Source organism: Rhodococcus sp. CX, from assembly GCF_015865005.1.
GTDB lineage: Bacteria > Actinomycetota > Actinomycetes > Mycobacteriales > Mycobacteriaceae > Rhodococcus.
Genome location: NZ_JADZGH010000277.1, coordinates 16,118 through 32,936, shown reverse-complemented (window position 1 = coordinate 32,936; position 16,819 = coordinate 16,118). Strand labels below are relative to the sequence as shown.

The 16,819-nt window shown below is 67.0% G+C and carries 11 protein-coding genes; 4 read left to right on the top strand and 7 right to left on the bottom strand.

What is annotated here, in order from left to right; translation table 11 throughout:
- The coding region (locus tag I0Q12_RS34550; RefSeq protein WP_374069046.1) for an alpha/beta fold hydrolase at positions 1-268 on the top strand (268 nt) is incomplete at its 5' end.
- A gap of 15 nt (positions 269-283) precedes the next feature.
- Here the strand turns inward: I0Q12_RS34550 and I0Q12_RS31400 are convergent.
- Positions 284-2,938, bottom strand: a complete 2,655-nt coding sequence (locus I0Q12_RS31400) for a patatin-like phospholipase family protein (protein WP_197257948.1) — start codon at positions 2,936-2,938, stop codon at positions 284-286.
- A 474-nt stretch (positions 2,939-3,412) separates the two neighbouring features.
- On the opposite strand from I0Q12_RS31400, the gene I0Q12_RS31395 reads away from it, so the two are divergent.
- A complete protein-coding gene (locus I0Q12_RS31395) occupies positions 3,413-4,390 on the top strand; it encodes a pseudouridine synthase (protein WP_197258018.1) in 978 nt (325 codons plus the stop codon).
- Between the two features lie 23 nt (positions 4,391-4,413).
- Here I0Q12_RS31395 and I0Q12_RS31390 read toward each other — a convergent pair whose 3' ends face one another.
- From I0Q12_RS31390 to I0Q12_RS31365, 6 genes are all read right to left on the bottom strand, one after another.
- Positions 4,414-6,225: a sigma-54-dependent Fis family transcriptional regulator gene (locus I0Q12_RS31390; protein WP_197257946.1), complete on the bottom strand. Its 1,812-nt coding sequence runs from the start codon at positions 6,223-6,225 to the stop codon at positions 4,414-4,416.
- Positions 6,226-6,338: 113 nt separating this feature from the next.
- On the bottom strand, positions 6,339-7,151 hold the full coding sequence (locus I0Q12_RS31385; RefSeq protein ID WP_197257944.1) for a hypothetical protein: 813 nt from the start codon (positions 7,149-7,151) through the stop codon (positions 6,339-6,341).
- A 73-nt stretch (positions 7,152-7,224) separates the two neighbouring features.
- Entirely contained in the window at positions 7,225-9,546 is a 2,322-nt protein-coding gene (locus tag I0Q12_RS31380) for a hydantoinase B/oxoprolinase family protein (RefSeq protein ID WP_197257942.1), read from the bottom strand.
- A 25-nt stretch (positions 9,547-9,571) separates the two neighbouring features.
- Positions 9,572-11,698, bottom strand: a complete 2,127-nt coding sequence (locus tag I0Q12_RS31375) for a hydantoinase/oxoprolinase family protein (RefSeq protein WP_197257940.1) — start codon at positions 11,696-11,698, stop codon at positions 9,572-9,574.
- A 29-nt stretch (positions 11,699-11,727) separates the two neighbouring features.
- Positions 11,728-12,147, bottom strand: a complete 420-nt coding sequence (locus tag I0Q12_RS31370; protein WP_197257938.1) for an acetone carboxylase subunit gamma — start codon at positions 12,145-12,147, stop codon at positions 11,728-11,730.
- 46 nt (positions 12,148-12,193) lie between these two features.
- Positions 12,194-14,113 carry a hydantoinase/oxoprolinase family protein gene (locus I0Q12_RS31365; RefSeq protein WP_197257936.1) on the bottom strand — a complete coding sequence of 640 codons (1,920 nt, stop codon included), beginning with the start codon at positions 14,111-14,113 and terminating at the stop codon, positions 12,194-12,196.
- Between the two features lie 496 nt (positions 14,114-14,609).
- On the opposite strand from I0Q12_RS31365, the gene I0Q12_RS31360 reads away from it, so the two are divergent.
- Positions 14,610-16,118, top strand: a complete 1,509-nt coding sequence (locus I0Q12_RS31360) for an ABC transporter ATP-binding protein (protein ID WP_197257934.1) — start codon at positions 14,610-14,612, stop codon at positions 16,116-16,118.
- On the top strand, positions 16,115-16,819 hold a 705-nt coding region (locus tag I0Q12_RS34545), incomplete at its 3' end, for an ABC transporter transmembrane domain-containing protein (RefSeq protein ID WP_269437731.1). The genes I0Q12_RS31360 and I0Q12_RS34545, both read left to right, overlap by 4 nt.

The window sequence follows — 16,819 nt, the reverse complement described above, 5'->3', positions numbered from 1 at the left end:
GGAGACCGTGCCGGACGTCGCCGAGCACCTGCTTCCGTCGCTGTTCCGAGGAGCCGCGCTGAGCGACCTGCCCGACCCCGACGAGGTCGCCAAGATCGACGTTCCCGCAACGATTCTCGCCTGGATCGACGATCCCGGGCACCCGGTGTCCACGGCGGAGGCGTTGCTGGATCTTCTCCCGGACTCGACTCTGGAGGTGGCCCGCACGCCGGCCGACCTCGCCCGCTGGCCGAGCATCCTGTGCGCGGACGTGGCGCGGCAGGGGTAGCGGCGGGGCGAGTCGTCACATGCGTGGCGACTGGCGGAACTCCGGGGCCGGGGTCGGGGCACCACTGCGGAGGTCGGCGTCGGGCACATCCGGCCCCTTCCCCACGTTCTGCAGCAGCGTCTTCGCAGGGTCCCAGAACTGGCCGTTACTCGGAATGAAGAGCTGAACCTCGTCCGTCAGGCCTTCTTCCTCCAGCCACGTCTTCCCCGCGGCCTCGGTGGCACCTGCCTCGTGGAACAGGTCGCGATACGCGGGAAGCGCGATCGCGGTCGTCTCACAAACCTCGTCGAGGGTGCTCACCGCTGCGCGCAGACGCAGCCACTTGTGGCGCTTCCAACGCTTTTCGTCGGCTGCGAAGCGGTGCCGCAGTCTGGCCCCGGCGAGCGCACCGCGCAACGCCATCGACGCGACCGTCTCACGCCTCATGAACAGGTTGGTTCCGCCTTCCTCGGCACGCTGCCGCACCCACGCGACCCGGCCGCGGGTGCTGGGCATGTTCGTCTGCATGACATCCCGCCAGGTCCGGGCGGTGGACACGATCGCCGCGACGAATCCGGCCGCGGTCCCGCGAACTACGCTGTACGGCGGCACGCTGGACTGCCAGTCCTCGGGAAACCACACGTCCTGATGCTCGAATCCCCGCGGATGCCGCCCCAGGTTCAGACCGAACGTCGGCCATTCCGGCAGAGACTGGTCGAACAGGTGCACCGGGAAGTTCGAAGTGATACCGCCGTCCGACAGCCACAGTTCCTCTGCGATTTCGGTATCGGCATTCATCATCGGGGACTCGAGCGCCTTCTTCGGCTCGAACTCGAGCGGCCGACCCATATCGTCGCGCACCGTGGTCGGCTTTCGCAGCCGGTAGACGCGGACGGCCTTGAAGAGGAACGGTAGCGCCATGCTAGCCCGGACCGCGAATACGACGGGAAGGTCCCACGGCTCGGGAAGCGCACAGAGTTCGCGCCGTTCCCACTTCCCCTTCTCGCCCCAGCACTTGTACATCTGTGCATTCGACTCACCGTCGACCGACTCGGGTGCCAGCAGATCGACGACCTCCGGCGGGAAGATCGCCGCGAGATCCTTACGGTCGACATAGAACTGGCTGCCCAGCGACTCCTTCATGCTCGCGTTGTCGACGAACGGAAACAGGAACGGCCGCTGCTGCGCCAGATCGGTGGTGACCAACTGCAGATTGACGCGGCGCGCGCGGGCACGGTGTGCCAGCTTCTCCCCCCGTCTGTTCTCATCGTTTTCGTCGACGCCCCACAGGTCACCGAACGTCAACGGCCTTTCCTGCCCGGCGAGATCCCGGAGCCGAGCGTCGATCCATGCCACCAGGCGATCCCCCGAGAACAGCCCGTACTGATCCCGCGACCGGAACTTCGCGTTCATGTCCATTGCGATGACGCCCAGGAACGCCGCGGACACGAGCGCCCACAACCCGGTGAAGGCCAGTACGAGCAATGCGGCCAAGACGACTCCACCGAGATCCATGGCCGAGCGGTCCGTCGCGATCCACACGAACGCCGCTGCGGCCGCGACGCAGGCCACCAGCCCGATCACGGTCGCTACGAGCACGCCCTTCGTCGCACGCGGCTCCTCGGCACTGGTGTGGCTCTTCAGCAGCTCCTGGTAGAGCGCGGTTGCCTTCGCGTCCTTGCCGGCGATCCAGTTCTCGATCTCACGATCCAGATCCCGTTTCATGCCGCGCGCTCGTTGGAGACGGAATACACCGACCGCGCTCACGACCACCAACACGATCGTGAGGATCCCGGTCACCGACAGTCCCAACGCCGAGCCCCACCGGCCCCACGCGTCACCGGCCGCTTCGTCGACGGCCCGGCGCATCGCCACGACCAGGAGCGCGAAGGTCCCGGCGCTGATCAGCATGCCGAGGGTGCACCATCGCAATCCGAGCGCCAGCGCGGCCCGCCAGACCGCCTGGTAGCGATTGCGGCGCCGCATGATCGGCTCGAGCAACCCGAACAGCCGCCGCTCCCGGCGCTTCGCCGACTGCGCCTTGCGAGACTCCGAACTACCAGGCGCCGGCTCGTTCGGACGGAAGAGCCCTGCGAGCCGAAATTCGTCGTCCGACTTCCCTTCCGTGTCGGGCCGGGTCCCATCGAGTTGCGTCAGCCAGCGCACGACTTCTGCGACTCCTGCGAAACCGCGCTGCACGGACTCCGGCGTGGACGCCTTCGTTGGCACTTCCACCTGTTCGATCTCCCGGATGCGCCCGAGCTCCGCGGCGGCAGCTGCGGCCGCGGCGATCGCACCCGCCGACGTCCCACCGATGTTGCGCAGCCGGAACGCGCGGGCGATCTCGCACACTGCGAGCGGGTAGACGATGCCCGAGGTCGTGCCGCCGCGCATGGTGATATCCGTGCTGCGCCGACAATAGTCCCCGTACTTATCGACCTCGTCCGCGAACGTCTCCGCCGCCTCCGCGTGGCTGAGATTCAGATCAGGATTGCCCAGGTCGTTTTCGAAGTAAGTATTCGGGTTGAGATAGCCAGTCGCCGGGGGATCCGGCACGGGCGTCGGTGGCGACTCGGCCGGCTCGAGCCCCTTCGGATTCGGCTTGTCGCGCTGCCAGACCTTGCGCGACTCAGTACCGGCGAGCAATTCATCGAGTCGTTTCAGCGCCGACGACGGACCTGGCACGGCCATGGTCGCCGCCTCCTCCCTGTCGGTTCCACAACCGATCGCTATACGCTGCGCTCACCGAAAGGCTTGTCCAGAAGGCATTCTCGGATCGAGATCACACTTCCGAACCTGCCACCGCCGAGCCGGCATCAATGAAGAATTGGCCGAACCCAGATCAGAACGGCCCCAGCATATTCCGACACACCCTTGTGCCTCTTGGGCGATTTCGAACTCCCGAGAAGTGTCGAGTCCCCGCCTTTCGTGAGTAGCGCGAGCTTCGTTGCGTCTACAACCACGACCGAACTGCACGACACCGACCCATTCACATTCCGACCGGTGCAACAATGTCCCCCGACTGCGCATTCGATTCTAGGCCAGGGCCCTCGGGTTGGGCGGCGAGTTCGTGCGGTAAGCCCATCCCGACGACCATCGGCGTTGATCACCGTCTACCGGCGCCTCGGCGCGACCCGATGCGCGGCCGAACCGGCGGCCGATGAGATGATGACGGGCGTGCCCATGCCCTCACCACTACCTGTCAGGAACGGCGTCGGGCCGACGCGACTGCGCGTCCCGAACTCCGGCCCCTGGTCGACGATCGCCGAATACGTCGTCGCCAGGTTCGATCACCTCGACGCCGACGACCTGTACCGGCGGTTCGACGCCGACGAGATCGTGGGCGCCGACGGCAGTCCGATCGACCGCGATACGGAACTGGGAGCGCACCGGTTCGTCTGGTACTACCGCGATCTGCCGACCGAGGAACCGGTGCCGTTCGACGAGGAGATTCTCCACGTCGACGACGACCTCGTCGTGATCGACAAGCCGCACTTCCTGCCGACCACCCCGGGCGGGCGGTACCTGCGCGAGTCCGCGCTCGTCCGACTGCGGACCCGCCTCGACAATCCGGATCTGACGCCGATCCATCGACTCGATCGAGCAACCGCAGGTCTGGTGATGTTCTCGACTCGTCCCGAGACGCGCGGCGCCTACCAATCGCTGTTCGAGAAGCGGCAGGTCGTGAAGGTCTACGAGGCGGTGTCGGCGCTTCCGTCCGAATGGGACCCTGCCGCACCGGCGCTCGCCAGGCACGCCGTGCCCGTCGTCTACCGCAACCACATCGAGTCGCGCCGCGGCGAGCTGCGGGTCGTCGTCGACGATTCGCGAGAGCCCAACTCCGAGACGGTGATCGAGGTGCTCGGCACCGGCGTGAGCGCCTCGGGACGTGCGGTGCTGCACACGCTCCTGCGGCCGCACACCGGACGGATGCACCAACTGCGGGTGCATCTGGCGGCGCTCGGCGTCGGGATCCTGGGCGACCGTTGGTATCCCGACCTCTTGGCCGAGGAACCCGACGATTATTCCCTCCCCCTCCAATTACTGGCGCGGGAACTGGAATTCACCGATCCACTGTCAGGGGTGCCGCGACGGTTCGTCACCCGACGGACGTTGAGCGAAGCACCCGTTCCGGGACGCTGAGCCCGTCCGAAGATCGCACTCGGTCAACCGGACGGCTCCGCAGCGTCGGCGAGCCCGAACTTGGCTAGTTTCCGGTACAGCGACGACCGTGAAATGCCCAGTGCGCGAGCGGTTTCCGCCCGGTTCCCGCCGGCATCCCGCAACGCTTTGGCCACCACGTCGCGCTCGACCGCCTCGACGGCGCTCAGTTTGCGGCCCGGCCCGTGATGGCACCATTCGGGCAGGTCCTCGCGCGTGATTCGCCCGGCCGGCCGCAGCGCGACGGCGCTGCGCAGCGCATCCTCCAGCTCGTGGATGTTGCGCGGCCACGGGTAGCGCACGAGGAGGCGCATCGCGTCGGGCGTGAGCTCGCGGCTCGACGAGCCGGTGATCGTCCGAAGCACCTGCGCCACCACTCCGGGGATGTCGTCGGTGCGGTGCCGCAGCGCGGGCACGTGCACGGTTCGCTCGAGCGCGTCGAGCAACGGAGCGAGGAACTCCGGCGCCGGTTCATCCGAATCCTGCATGGTGGCGACGACGAACACGTGCTCGGGACAGGGTTTCGCCAGCGCCGCCGCCAGGGTTGCAACCACCGGTTCGGGCATGGATCGAATGTTGCGCAGTACGTACAGGGTGGGAGTCGGGGAATCGTCGGTAAGCCCCGAGAGGTCGGTACTGCCGTCGACGAGGATGCTGCGCCCGCCGGGCACCACCGAGTGGAAGATCTCGGACGCCAGCGAGGCCTTGCCCGTGCCCGGCTCGCCGGTGACCAGCACCCGCTCCCCCGTCCGCACCGCGTCCTCGATCTCGTTGCAGGTCCGGGTCCACAGGGGCGAACCGCCGGCCCGCAACTTCCCGGTTCCTGCGGCAGCCAGTCCCGCCCCATGCGAGGGCACGCGGGGCGGAGCGGTGGGCCGGACCGCGGCCGGGATCGCGGCCGCCGCAGCGGCGGATTCGGACACTTCGATCAGGTACCCGGCAGTGTCCTCGCCCGCCCGGATCCGGACGGCCCGCACCCGGACGCTGACACCGTCGGGCAGTTCGACGTGCTCGTCGATGCGGTCGCGATGGCCGATCATGTAGTCGACATGCTCGCCGACGCGGCGCTGATCTTCCGGCGCCAGGATGGCGTGGGCGAGCGGATTCGCCAGCGACATCGCGCTGCCGGTGGCCAGCAGCGCCGTCCCCCCACGTGCGTCGGCGCGGACGAACGCGTCGAACAGCGCGTGCTGACGGGCGCTGCGATCGCGAAACAGGTTCAGTTCGATCTCGGATGCTGCGCTGCGCGCCACGCTCGCCAGCAACGGGGAAGAATGCTCGGAGAGACAGCTGAGGTCGACGACACCGGCGATGTGGCCGCTGAACGGGTCGCGGATCGGGGCACCGGAACACGCGAACGGTTGGAACCGGTCGTGGAAGTGCTCGGCGCCGTCGATCTGGACTGCCTGTCCGGATTCGAGCACGGTCCCCACGCCGTTGGTGCCGATCTCGGCCTCCCGGTAGTCGAAGCCGGGCGCGAGCGAGACCCGGTCGAGGAGCCGGCCGATGCCGCGGGCACCGTCGATCCTCATCAGCACCTGTGCCTTCGCGTCGGTCAGTGCGATGCTGACGGGAACGTCGACCATGTCCGCCGCGAGCCTGTCGAAAACGGACATTGCGCATTGCACCAGCCGGGATTCCCGATCCACGTCACCGACGTACCCGACGTCCCCACCGGAAGGCTGCACCCCGGCTGCCTGCGACCGCTGCCACGAGGCGGACACGAGCGGCGACACCAGGGACTCGTCCGGCTCTCCGGAATCGAGGAACCCGGCGCGGGCGACCGCCACCGTCAGCCGTCGGTCTGCGTTCTTCATCGTGTTCCTTCCACCACGTCGCAGTGATCTGCGTCACTCGAGGGTACCGGTCGGTTCCGTGCGACGCCCGGACCGAGTGTTCGGTCGGTTCCGTGCGATGCCCGGGTCCAGTGTCAGTTCGCCCCCGAGCGAACGCTCTCTCGGTCCAGGTCGGCCAGCCGGGCCAGCACTGTTTCCGGCACCGCACCCTCGGGGAGCCGGGCGAGCCGGAACGCCCCGGTCTCCGCGGGCACGGCGGCGCGGTCGCCGAGCCAGAAGTCGTCGCCGAGCACATCCCCGTCGCCTTCACCGAACGACACGCTTCGCTGGTCACGCAGCCCTAGCTCCCATCGGTAGTGCACGGCGACGTTGCCGATCGGCGCATAGGCCTCGGGGGGTACTGCAGGCACATCTCCGGCCGCGCGCTCGTCGAGCAGGACCGCCGCGACGGGCACGTCGGCGAACCCGCGCAGCCAGTCGGCCACGTACATCGCCGCGTTCTCCACCCGGTCGGCGTCGAGATCGTCCGTCGTTCCGGGGTGTGTCTGTGCCAGCCACGCACGCGGGGACGGGATCTGCAGGACGAGCGGCAGCCGTGTCGTGCCGGCCACGGTGGCAACCAGCGTCACCGCGGCCCGGCCGGCCTCCGCGTCTCCGAGCAGGGTGCGCAGCGCGTATCCGGGACGCGACCGTGCGGTCATCGCATCCTGCAGGCGGGGGTCCTCGGCGAGGATCCGATAGTAGGCACCGAGGTCGAGCAGCGTGGCGTCCGGGCGCAGCAGCCCGTGTGCCTGGTTGAACAGGTTCGACAGCGCGGTCGGGTCGCCCCAGGGAATCGGATTGCCGCGCAACAGGACCCGCTGACTGTAGTCGAGATGGTCGATGATCAAGGGGGTGCGGCGCCCCGAGGCCGGTGCAGCGAGGAACTCGGGCTTCGAAGTGGTCATCGTGGTCTCCGGGGGGTGAAGGGGTGCCCGCACGCACGTCGTGCGGGCACCCGGTGGACGGGGCGGACGGTGGTCAGGACTTGCGGTGGACCACCTCACCGTGCTTGGCCTCGAGTTCCTTCACCCGCGCGGTCAGCTCGGCGATCTTCAATTCGCGTCGGTCGGGCATCATGATGATCGGCATCTTGTCGATCGTCGTGGTGACCCGCTGTGCACCGTTGACGGTGAAGTGGGTGGCGGTCAGTTCCTCGGTGTCACCCCAGGACCCGTAGTAGAGGAGGTCCTTCGGAGGTTCGGGGGTGACGAACTGCTCGACGAACTGCGCGTAGGGAACGCCGCGGGCGATCCGGGCTCGGCGCATCGACGCACGCAGTTCGTCGGTGGCTTCGGTGTCGACGACGAACGTCTCCGGCTCGTACACGACGCCGTAGATGTCGTGCGCGACCTTCGGTGAGATGCGGTCGATCTCGAGATCCGCGACCACGTCCTCGGGGGCTCGTTCGAGCGGGTCTCCGTAGCCGCCGCCGGTGCCCTGCGAAATCATGTACAGCTCACCGTCCTTGGCGACGTCGAACTGCAGGCCCATGTGGCTGGTGGTGTACTCGGCGCCTTCGAACGGCTGCTCGTTCATCACCTTCTCGATGGACAGGTCGAAACGTTCCGGGTTGCGCCGCAGTTCGTCGTAGACGTTGACGCCCTTGACCATCGCGAGCGGATAGGTGTTGCAGCCGTAGCCACCGAACTGCCCGGTGATGGACGAGAACTTCGCACCCGAGGTGACGGTCATGAAGCCCCACAGCGGGGTGCCTTCCGCCGCCACGATCATCTCGTAGCCCATGCCACCGCGATACTTGCCGAAGCCCTGATTGTCGCGGACGATCCGCTTGCTCACCAGCTGCATGAAGGGCACCTCCTCCTCCATGACCTCCTGTTCGGCGGTGTCGGCCATCGCGCAGAACAGGGGCGATACGGCGTCCTCGCCGTCGCGGAACGCCTTCGCGCCGCCGCCCATGCCGTTGAGGTCGGCGCACAGATTCCCGACCTGATCACCGTGCTGGGTGACCCCGCCCCACAGGAAGGTGTTGATCTGGTTGAACCACGGGGCGATGACGTTGGAGAACTTCTCCGGGTTGGAGAACTGCAGCTTCGCCCAGGGGTTCTGCAACGCCGAGAACCCGCGGAACGAGGCCTGCAGGGATTGGCCCATCGGGGCGTCGTAGCCGGCGTCGGACCAGGTGTGCTCATCGGAGATGATCTCGATCGGACTCATCGCCGACGTGCAGCGCGGCAGATCCGGCCACCAGAACGCGAGGATGGCCTGCATCATCATCGACTTGACCGAGCACAGCGGCGAATTGATGGCCCGGTTGAGAATCTCGGGTCCGCTCCCGCGCAGATCGATCGTCATCTTGTCGCCCTTGACGGTGATCGCACAGGCGAGCTTGATGAGGATGTTCTCCTTGAGCGTCGAGTCCATGAACTGGTTGAACCGGACGGTGCCGTCGGGCAGCTCGCGGATCCGGCGGCGCACCTCGGCCTCGACGTCCTCGACGGTGATGCGCAGTGCAGCGACGAAGGTTTCCACTCCGACCTCGTCGATGATCGCGTCAACTCGTTCCTGGATACGTTGCACCGCACCGATCTTCACCTTCAGATCGGCGAGCTGCAGCTTCGGGTCGCGCACCGAGTGCTGCAGGAAGGTGAGCAGGTCGCGGCGCAGCTCGCCCCGTTCGACGATCTTGAACGGGCTCATCCGCAGGCCGTCGTCGAAGGGCGTCTCCGAGCCGGAGGGCATGCCGCCGGGCTCGCACGCGCCGTTCTCGCCCTCGTGGATGGTGGCCGCGATCCACGCGATGATCCGGTCGTCACGGATGATCGGCATGATCATCGACTGGTCGGTGTTGTGGACGTTGCCGAAGCGGGCGTCGTTGTGGATGAAGCCGTCGCCCGGGTGGATGCCTACGGTCGGCTCGTCCTTCCAGTACTTCATGATGTACCGGATCGGGTGGTGCAGGATCGCGGAGAACGCGATCACGCCGTGGCAGGACAGGTAGGTCACATCGCCGGCGGCGGTGTAGATAGCGGTGGTGAGGTCACCCCATTTGGCGCCGGGAGCCGCACCCATCGCCTCGCACATCTCGAAGCCCTCGTCGAGGGCGCCGGCCAGGCGTTTACGGATGCGATCCACCTCGAGCGGATCGATGCCCTTGGCGATGCATTCCTCCTCGAGCTCGCTGCGCGAGGCGATGTGGTGCGAACGCATGATCTCCCGATCGGGGCCGAGGAACAGCGTGGTCTCGTCCATGAATTCGTCGACCCATTGCTGTTCCTGCTCGTCGAGCGACGCGAGGCGTTCGGCGGCGGCGTTGGCGAGGTCGTCGTGCACTGCGGTCATGACATTGTCTCCTGGTGTTTCTGCGCTAGTCCTTGAGGAACCAGACGGCGCCCTGCGGGGAGGGTTCGAGGCGCCAGCCCGGCTCGACGAGATAGGTCGTGTTCTCGGTGGTGACGATCGCCGGGCCGGGGATCACATGCCGGGCATCGAGGGCCTTCGCGTCGTAGACCGCGGTGCTGATCGCCCGCGGGTGCCCGACGAAGTGCGCGTCCCGATGTCCGATCGGGACAGGCAGCGTTCGTTCCCCGCCATGATGCAGCGAGTCGAATTCCACCGTGTCGCCGTTGACGTACGACGCGACACGGATGGTCTGCACACGGATCCCCGCCTCGGGTGCGGCCGACCCCTCCCCGTACCGTTGCGAGTAGATGTCGGAGAAGGTGCGGATCAGGTGCAGGACGTCCCCGACCCCGTGAATCCGGTTGATGTCGAAGGACACCGCGGTCGTCACCAGCTGGTTGCCGTACCGCAGGTCCATTTCGAGGCGATGCTCGATCACGTCGTCGGTGATGCCCTGCCGACGCAGATCCTCCGCACCCTTCGCTTCCAGGGCAGCCACGATGTCGTTGAACTCCTCGTAACGGTCGTAGAGTGCTCGCGTGGTTGCGTTGTAGAGCACCACGTGCACGCCCCGTTCGTGGATGTGCAGCTGCTTCATGTTGCCGGCGCCGCACGCGGAGAACACCGACGAGAACGGCGGCGCGAGGATCCGGCGGATACCGGCGTGGTCGGCGATGCCGCACGCGTGCAGCGGGCCGTTGCCGCCGTAGGCGAGCATCGTGAAGTCCTCGGGCAGGTAACCGCGCACCCGCAGTTCCTTGGCGATGCCGATCGCCATCTGCTCGTCGACGGAACTCTTGATGACCTTGGCCACGTCGATGACGTCGAGATCCAGTTCGTCACAGAGGTTTTCCTCGATGGCGAACACCGCGCGCCTGGGGTTGAGCTTGATGAAACCGTTAGCGTAGTTGTCGGGGTCGAGGTAGCCGAGCAGCAGATCGGCGTCGGTCACCGTCGGGCGCAGTCCGCCGCGGTCGTAGCACGCCGGGCCGGGGTCCGATCCCGCGGACTCGGGTCCGAGCCGCACGGACTGGTGGATGCGGTCGTAGCTGGCGATGGAACCGCCTCCGGCGCCGAGGGTTTCGAGGTGAATCATCGGTACCGAGACCAGCCACCGGTCGATGGTGGGTTGGAAGTCGTAGTGCTTGACCCCACCTGCGGGCACCAGGCCGATGTCGAAGGAGGTGCCACCCATGTCGGTGGTGATGATGTTGCCGATGCCCGAGGACTCCGAAAGATGCTCTGCGGCACTGACTCCCGCGACAGGTCCCGAGTGGATGGTCTGCAGCGCATCGGTCGAGTTCATCTGTGCCATGCCGCCGGAGTTGTGGATGATGAGCATCGGCTTGTCGTAGCCGGAATCGCGCAGGTTGTTCGCCAGCTGGCTCATCGCGTGGAACATGATGTCGTGCAGGAAGCCGTCGACGATGGTGGAGGTGGCCCGCACGTACTCACCCTTGCGGCCGGACACCTGGTGGCCGAGCAGCACCGGGATGGCGCCGAGCTGATGCTCGGGGTACTCCTCCTGGATGATCTCCATGATCCGCAGCTCGTGCGCCGGATTCTCGGTCGAGTTGACCAGCGACACCACCAGCGCCTGGACGCCGGCGTCGACGAGTTCGCGCACCATCTCTCGTACGTTCTGTTCGACGAGCGGGATGACGATTTTGCCGGCGGAGTTGACGCGCTCCTTCACCGAGCGGATCAGGCTGCGGTGCACCAGTGGTTCGGGACGCTCGGCAGCGGGCAGATTCTGCTGCATCGACGGGTCCAGACCCTCACCGTAGCCACGGCCGCGCGAGAGCGGGATGGTGTCCTCGAAGCCGTGGGTGACGATGGCACCGACGCGGGGCCCCTTGCGCTCGATGAGCGCATTGGTACCGAGAGTGGTGGCGTACCGTACCGAATCCACCTGGGACAGCACGTCGTCGCGGTCGAGGTTGGCCCGTCGGCAGGCAAGGTCGAGGGCCTCGTTGAAGCCCTGCGCGAGGTTGTGGTGGGTGGTGAGGGCCTTGGCCTCGACGTACTTGTCGTCCCAGGCGAAGAAGCAGTCGGTGAAGGTGCCGCCGATGTCGACGGAGATGCGTTTCATGGTATCGGATTCCTTGCGGTCGAAGATGTTCAGTGCTGGTGGCGGCGGCCTTCGAACTCGCCTTCGGCGTCCTGCCCCGGTCCGTAGGTGATGACCTCTTCCGGATCGGTGCCGCGTTCGAGCCACTGGGCACGCAGGGCGTCGATGTCCCACTCCATGTCGACGGTCGGCGGATGGCCCGGCGGGACGTACTCGGTCTCGATCTGGGTTCCGCAACCCGGGCAGTAGTACTCGAGGATCCGGCAGTAGTTCGGGTCCGGTGAGAATGTGAACTCGTAGCGGTCCGGGTCGATGATCGGCTGATGGATCTCGCGCGGATCGCGGTCGTAGACGAGGGTCCCTTCCTTGTAATTGCCACGGGCGCTGCCGAATTCGTGTTGGCACACCCGGCACAGCCACAGTTCGGTGTCGAGATCGATGACCAGGTATTCGGTCATGGGAATTCGCATGTCGTGCATCCTTCGAAGCGGTGGGAGCAGGCGTCGCGCCTGTCGGTCAGTGGGTGTCGGTGAGCAGCAGGTCGCCGCCGGCGGTGACGTGGAAAGTCCAGCCGTCCTGCACCCGGGCGGTGAAGAAGGGGCCTTCGACGATGGCAGGTCCCTCGGCGGTCGCACCCGGCTGCTGCTCGGTGAGCGTGTACACCGGCACCTCGGCGCGTCCCGCGGCACCGAGCACGGTGCGGACACCGGTCGCCTGCGGGTCGCAGGGTTCGGCGAACGAGCTGTCGGGCAGGGCGATTCGATTCATTCGGCGCGTGACGACGAGGGTCAGCGCGCTGGAGGCACCGGCCACGAGTTCCACCGGCTCGCCGGGCCGGTAGGGGGTTTCGTCGACGGTGACGCCGTGCTCGTCCTCCGAGGCAACCGTCCACGACAGAGTGCACTCGTCGAGGGAATGACCCTCCTGGAACATGTCGCGTTCGGCCTTGGCGAGCAGGTCGGCGGTGGCATCGGCGAGTGTCGCGTCGCTCGTGTCCACGAGGTCGGTCTCGTAGCTCTGCCCGATGTCGGAGAATCCGATCCCGAACGCCGAGAAGACGGCGGCGAGCTTGGGGATCAGGACGGTGCGGACACCGGCATCCCGGGCAGCACCACACGCACTCATCGGACCGGCACCGCCGAACGCGGCGATCGTGGTCTCGTCGGCATCCTGGACTGCCGGGGCGATGGCACTCCCCATGGCTGTGAAGTAGGCCTGCTCCATCGCGATCAGCGCCTCGTCGAGGGTGAGGCCGAGCGGCTCGGCGACGGTCTCGCGGACGACCGCGCGGGCCCGGTCCGCATCGAGGGTGAAGCCGCCGTCGAGGTAGGTGGACGGATCGAGTACCCCGAGCAGCAGATTGACGTCGGTGATGGTGGCGGCGGTACCACCGAAACCGAAGCAGGCCGGTCCCGGTGCTGCGCCGACGCTCTCGGGGCCGACCGTGATGACACCGTCGGTGACGGCGATGACGGAGCTGCCGCCGATGCCTGCGGACTCGACGTTGGACATCGGGAAGGAGATGGGGATCCCGGCGATGGAACCTCTTCGGTCCGTGAGGATCTCGCCGCCGGTGACCGTGCCGATGTCGGTGGTCGTGCCGCCGACGTCGATCATGAGGACGTGCTTGAGGCCGTAGACTTCGGCCAGCGCCCGGGTGCCTTCCAAGCCGCCTCGCGGTCCCGACGAGTAGGTCTTGAGCGCAACCGATTTCGCTACGCGCGACGAGGCCCCGTCGTTGCGGTAGATCAGCAGTGGGTTGCGGACGCGATGGTCGCGCAGACGATGCTCGGTGTTGTACAGGAACCGTTCGATCGTCGGGTGCAGGAAGGTGTTGATCACGGCCGACCAGATGCGCCGGGACGCGGTGCGATCGGTGCTGAAGTCCCACGAGTACAGGAACGGCACCGACCCGAGCAGGTGGCGCGGGAACTTGCGCAGCAGGACCCTGCGGATCTCGCGTTCGCGGCCGTCGTTGGTGTCACCGACCGCGACGACGATGCGGGCCGCGCCGTCGGTGATGAGCCGGTTGACCTTGGCGACCAGTTCGCTGTCGAGGTCGTCGGCGGCGCTGTCGATCACCGCGACGCGGCTGCCGACGAGGTCGTCGAACAGCGCGCGCTGCTCGGGGGTGCGCCTGAGCTCGTCCACCGTGCCGGCCGAGTCGGTGAGGATGCCGACACTCGGACCCTTCCGCTCCACGAGCGCGTTCGTACCCTGCGTTGTCGAGTAGCGGATGTGTGCGGTCGAGTGCAGCAGCTCGGGCAGATTCTCCGTGCCGTAGATCTCCCGCGACACTTTGGTGAGACCGTCGAACAGGCACTGCGACAGGTCGAACGGGGTGGTGAGGGTCTTGGTGAAGCTGAAGTCGTGGCCGTCCCACGCGCAGATGTCGGTGAGGGTACCGCCATTGTCGATGTTGATCAGTCTGTCCATGGTGTCCTCGGTCCAATGCGGTGTTGCGATTCGGATGAGGAAATCCTGGGGCTGCAGACATCGTGTGAAGTGTGTCACTTGCGGACACCTTGAGTGATATACGCCCCAACCTGGGGTTTCGGTGTTCGTCCCGCACGACCGATGCGCGCGGGTGTCGGCGTGGTGGAGGGAAGTGTCCGGATGAGGGACACTTTCCGGTTCGATGGGGAGTGCAGGCGAACACGGGAACCACAGATCTCCTAGAGCTGGGGACGACCCGTTTCGGACCCGGCCCCGTAGGGGACTGCCCCACTCGAAGTGAGGGCAGTCCCTTCGGACTCTCGGTCCCTGCCGCTGATGCGTGAAACCGGAGACAGACCACCGCGACACGACAGCCGGGCCGCGGTAGTTCGCACGTGTAACATTTTCGCTCGTGCTCGTCATCCCTCAAGCTCACGGACAGGAAAGTATCGTCGACTATTCGGCGCTTCCCGGACCTGGCGGGCAACAGTCCAAGATGCCTGCGCTCGACGCACGGCAGTGGACGCTGAAGGTCGCGCTCTCGCAGCGTCCGTGGAGCTTCGTCGCCTCGGTCGGCATGGCGGTCGCTTTCATCTGCAACGGCCTGACGCCCGTCGTCGTGGGCAGGGCCGTGGATGAGGCCATCGCCACCTCGTCTGCCGGCCGACTGGGATTCTGGATCCTGGTTCTGGGTTGTCTTTTCGTGCTCGCCATCGTCGCGAACTGGATCGCGCGCTTCATGTTGATCCGCAGTCAGCAGCTGGTCAGCCATGATCTGCGCACCATGGTCACCGACCGCATCCAGGATCCACGTGGGTTCGCCGGCCGCGAGCGCACCGCAGGCGGCTTGCTGTCGATCGCATCGTCCGACACCAGCCGGGTCGGCGAGATCGTGATGATGACGGTCATGCCTGTAGCCGAGGCGGCGGCCATCGTCTACGGCGCCACCATGATGTTCACCATCAGTCCCTGGCTGAGCCTGGCCACCCTCATCGGCGGTCCGCTCCTGGCGATCGTGGCCCTCCGGGTGGCCCGCCCGCTGCAGAGTCGTTCGGTCGCACGTCAGCATGCGATTGCTCAGGCCGCGGCGACCGCCGCGGATGTGGTGCAGGGACTGCGCATCCTGAAAGGCCTGGGCGCGATCGTCACCGTCCGGGTTCGCTATGCCGAGGTCTCGGACATCGCCTATCACAAGACCATTCACGCCAATGCCGCCGAGGCGCGCCTCAACGGGGCCACAGAGGCCACCGGCGCGATCTTCGTCTCCGCCCTCGGCATCGCCGCCGGCGCGTTCGCACTCAACGGGCACATGACCATCGGCGACCTCATCACCGTCGTCGGCCTGACGCAGTTCCTCATCACTCCGATGACCATGTTCGGCAGGAACCTCGCCTCGCGATGGGCCTCGGCCGAGGCATCCGGACGGCGTATCCGCGAGGTTCTCGGGGCAGACTTCGAACACACCACTGAAATCGACGAAGCCAGGACCGCCAACTTCCTGGAGGCCCTGCCGACCGGTCTCACTGTCGTGCGCGGCACCGACCACGAGCTGATCTCCCAGCTGGAGTCGCTACCCCGGACCAGGGTGATCGTCGTCCCGCACGCGGCTGACCTGTTCGACGGCAGCGTCGCCGACAACGTCCACCCCGACCGGGCCACCGCCGAGGAAGCACTCCGCGTCGCCTGCTGCGACGACATCCCCGAGGGCCCCGACAAGCGCGTCGGCGAGAACGGACGCATGCTGTCCGGCGGTCAGCGGCAACGCGTGGCCCTGGCACGCGCCATCGCCTTCGACCCCGAGGTCCTCGTGCTGCAGGATCCGACCACCGCGGTGGACTCGGTGACGGAGCAGAACCTCGCCGAGCGGGTGTCCCGGCACCGGGCAGGCAAGATCACGCTCGTGTTCAGCGAGGCCCCGGCCTGGAACGCCGTGGCGGCCAACCACTCGAGCGTGGCGGAGCTGAAGGCGACGGCGGAGGAGCTGCTGGCGGGGGCCGCCCGATGAATCCGTCGACGAACGCGAGCCCACCCGTCAAGACCGACACCGCCCTTCGGTTCCCCCTGGCCACGCTGACGCAGGTGCGGCGCGAGGTCGCGCGTCAGCTGGGCCAAGTCCGCCATGCGAAGCTGTTGTTCCTGCTCGCCCTGGTACTGCTCGTCCTCGGCGCGTACGCCGGTGTGCTGGTGCCGCAGCTGATGGGCCGGATCGTGGACCTGGTGATGGACCGCACCCAGGGATCGCTGTGGCTGATCGGCGCAGGTCTGATTTCCGCCGCGATCGCCGGCGCGGTCGTGAACGCCTGCGGCTTCTATCTGGTGTCACGGCTGTCCGAGCGCGTGATCGCGAACCTGCGCCAGGACATGGTCGGCACCGCTCTGGGACTGCCCACCCACCGAGTCGAGGATGCAGGCGCAGGCGATCTGGTCAGCCGTTCCACCGATGACGTCGCCGAGCTGTCCGCCGCCGTCACGGAGACCGTGCCGACGCTGTCCACCTCACTGTTCACTGTCATTGCCACCGTCACGGCCCTGTTCGCGCTGGACTGGCAGTTCCTGATCATCCCGGTGATCGTCGCGCCGGTGTACTACATCGCCGCGCGCCGCTACCTCGCCAAGGCCCCCGAGCGCTATGCCGCCGAGCGCGCCGCCATGGCCGAGCGTGCCCGTCGCGTCCTGGAGTCCATCCGCGGTCGCGCGACGGTGCGT

Bases quoted from the DNA above. Each gene is read 5' to 3' on its own strand.
- I0Q12_RS31360 (WP_197257934.1), top strand. From the start codon at position 14,610: ATGCCTGCGCTCGACGCACGGCAGTGGACGCTGAAGGTCGCGCTCTCG.
- I0Q12_RS31395 (WP_197258018.1), top strand. From the start codon at position 3,413: ATGATGACGGGCGTGCCCATGCCCTCACCACTACCTGTCAGGAACGGC.
- I0Q12_RS31370 (WP_197257938.1), bottom strand. From the start codon at position 12,147: ATGCGAATTCCCATGACCGAATACCTGGTCATCGATCTCGACACCGAA.
- I0Q12_RS31390 (WP_197257946.1), bottom strand. From the start codon at position 6,225: ATGAAGAACGCAGACCGACGGCTGACGGTGGCGGTCGCCCGCGCCGGG.
- I0Q12_RS31385 (WP_197257944.1), bottom strand. From the start codon at position 7,151: ATGACCACTTCGAAGCCCGAGTTCCTCGCTGCACCGGCCTCGGGGCGC.
- I0Q12_RS31380 (WP_197257942.1), bottom strand. From the start codon at position 9,546: ATGACCGCAGTGCACGACGACCTCGCCAACGCCGCCGCCGAACGCCTC.
- I0Q12_RS31365 (WP_197257936.1), bottom strand. From the start codon at position 14,113: ATGGACAGACTGATCAACATCGACAATGGCGGTACCCTCACCGACATC.
- I0Q12_RS31400 (WP_197257948.1), bottom strand. From the start codon at position 2,938: ATGGCCGTGCCAGGTCCGTCGTCGGCGCTGAAACGACTCGATGAATTG.
- I0Q12_RS31375 (WP_197257940.1), bottom strand. From the start codon at position 11,698: ATGAAACGCATCTCCGTCGACATCGGCGGCACCTTCACCGACTGCTTC.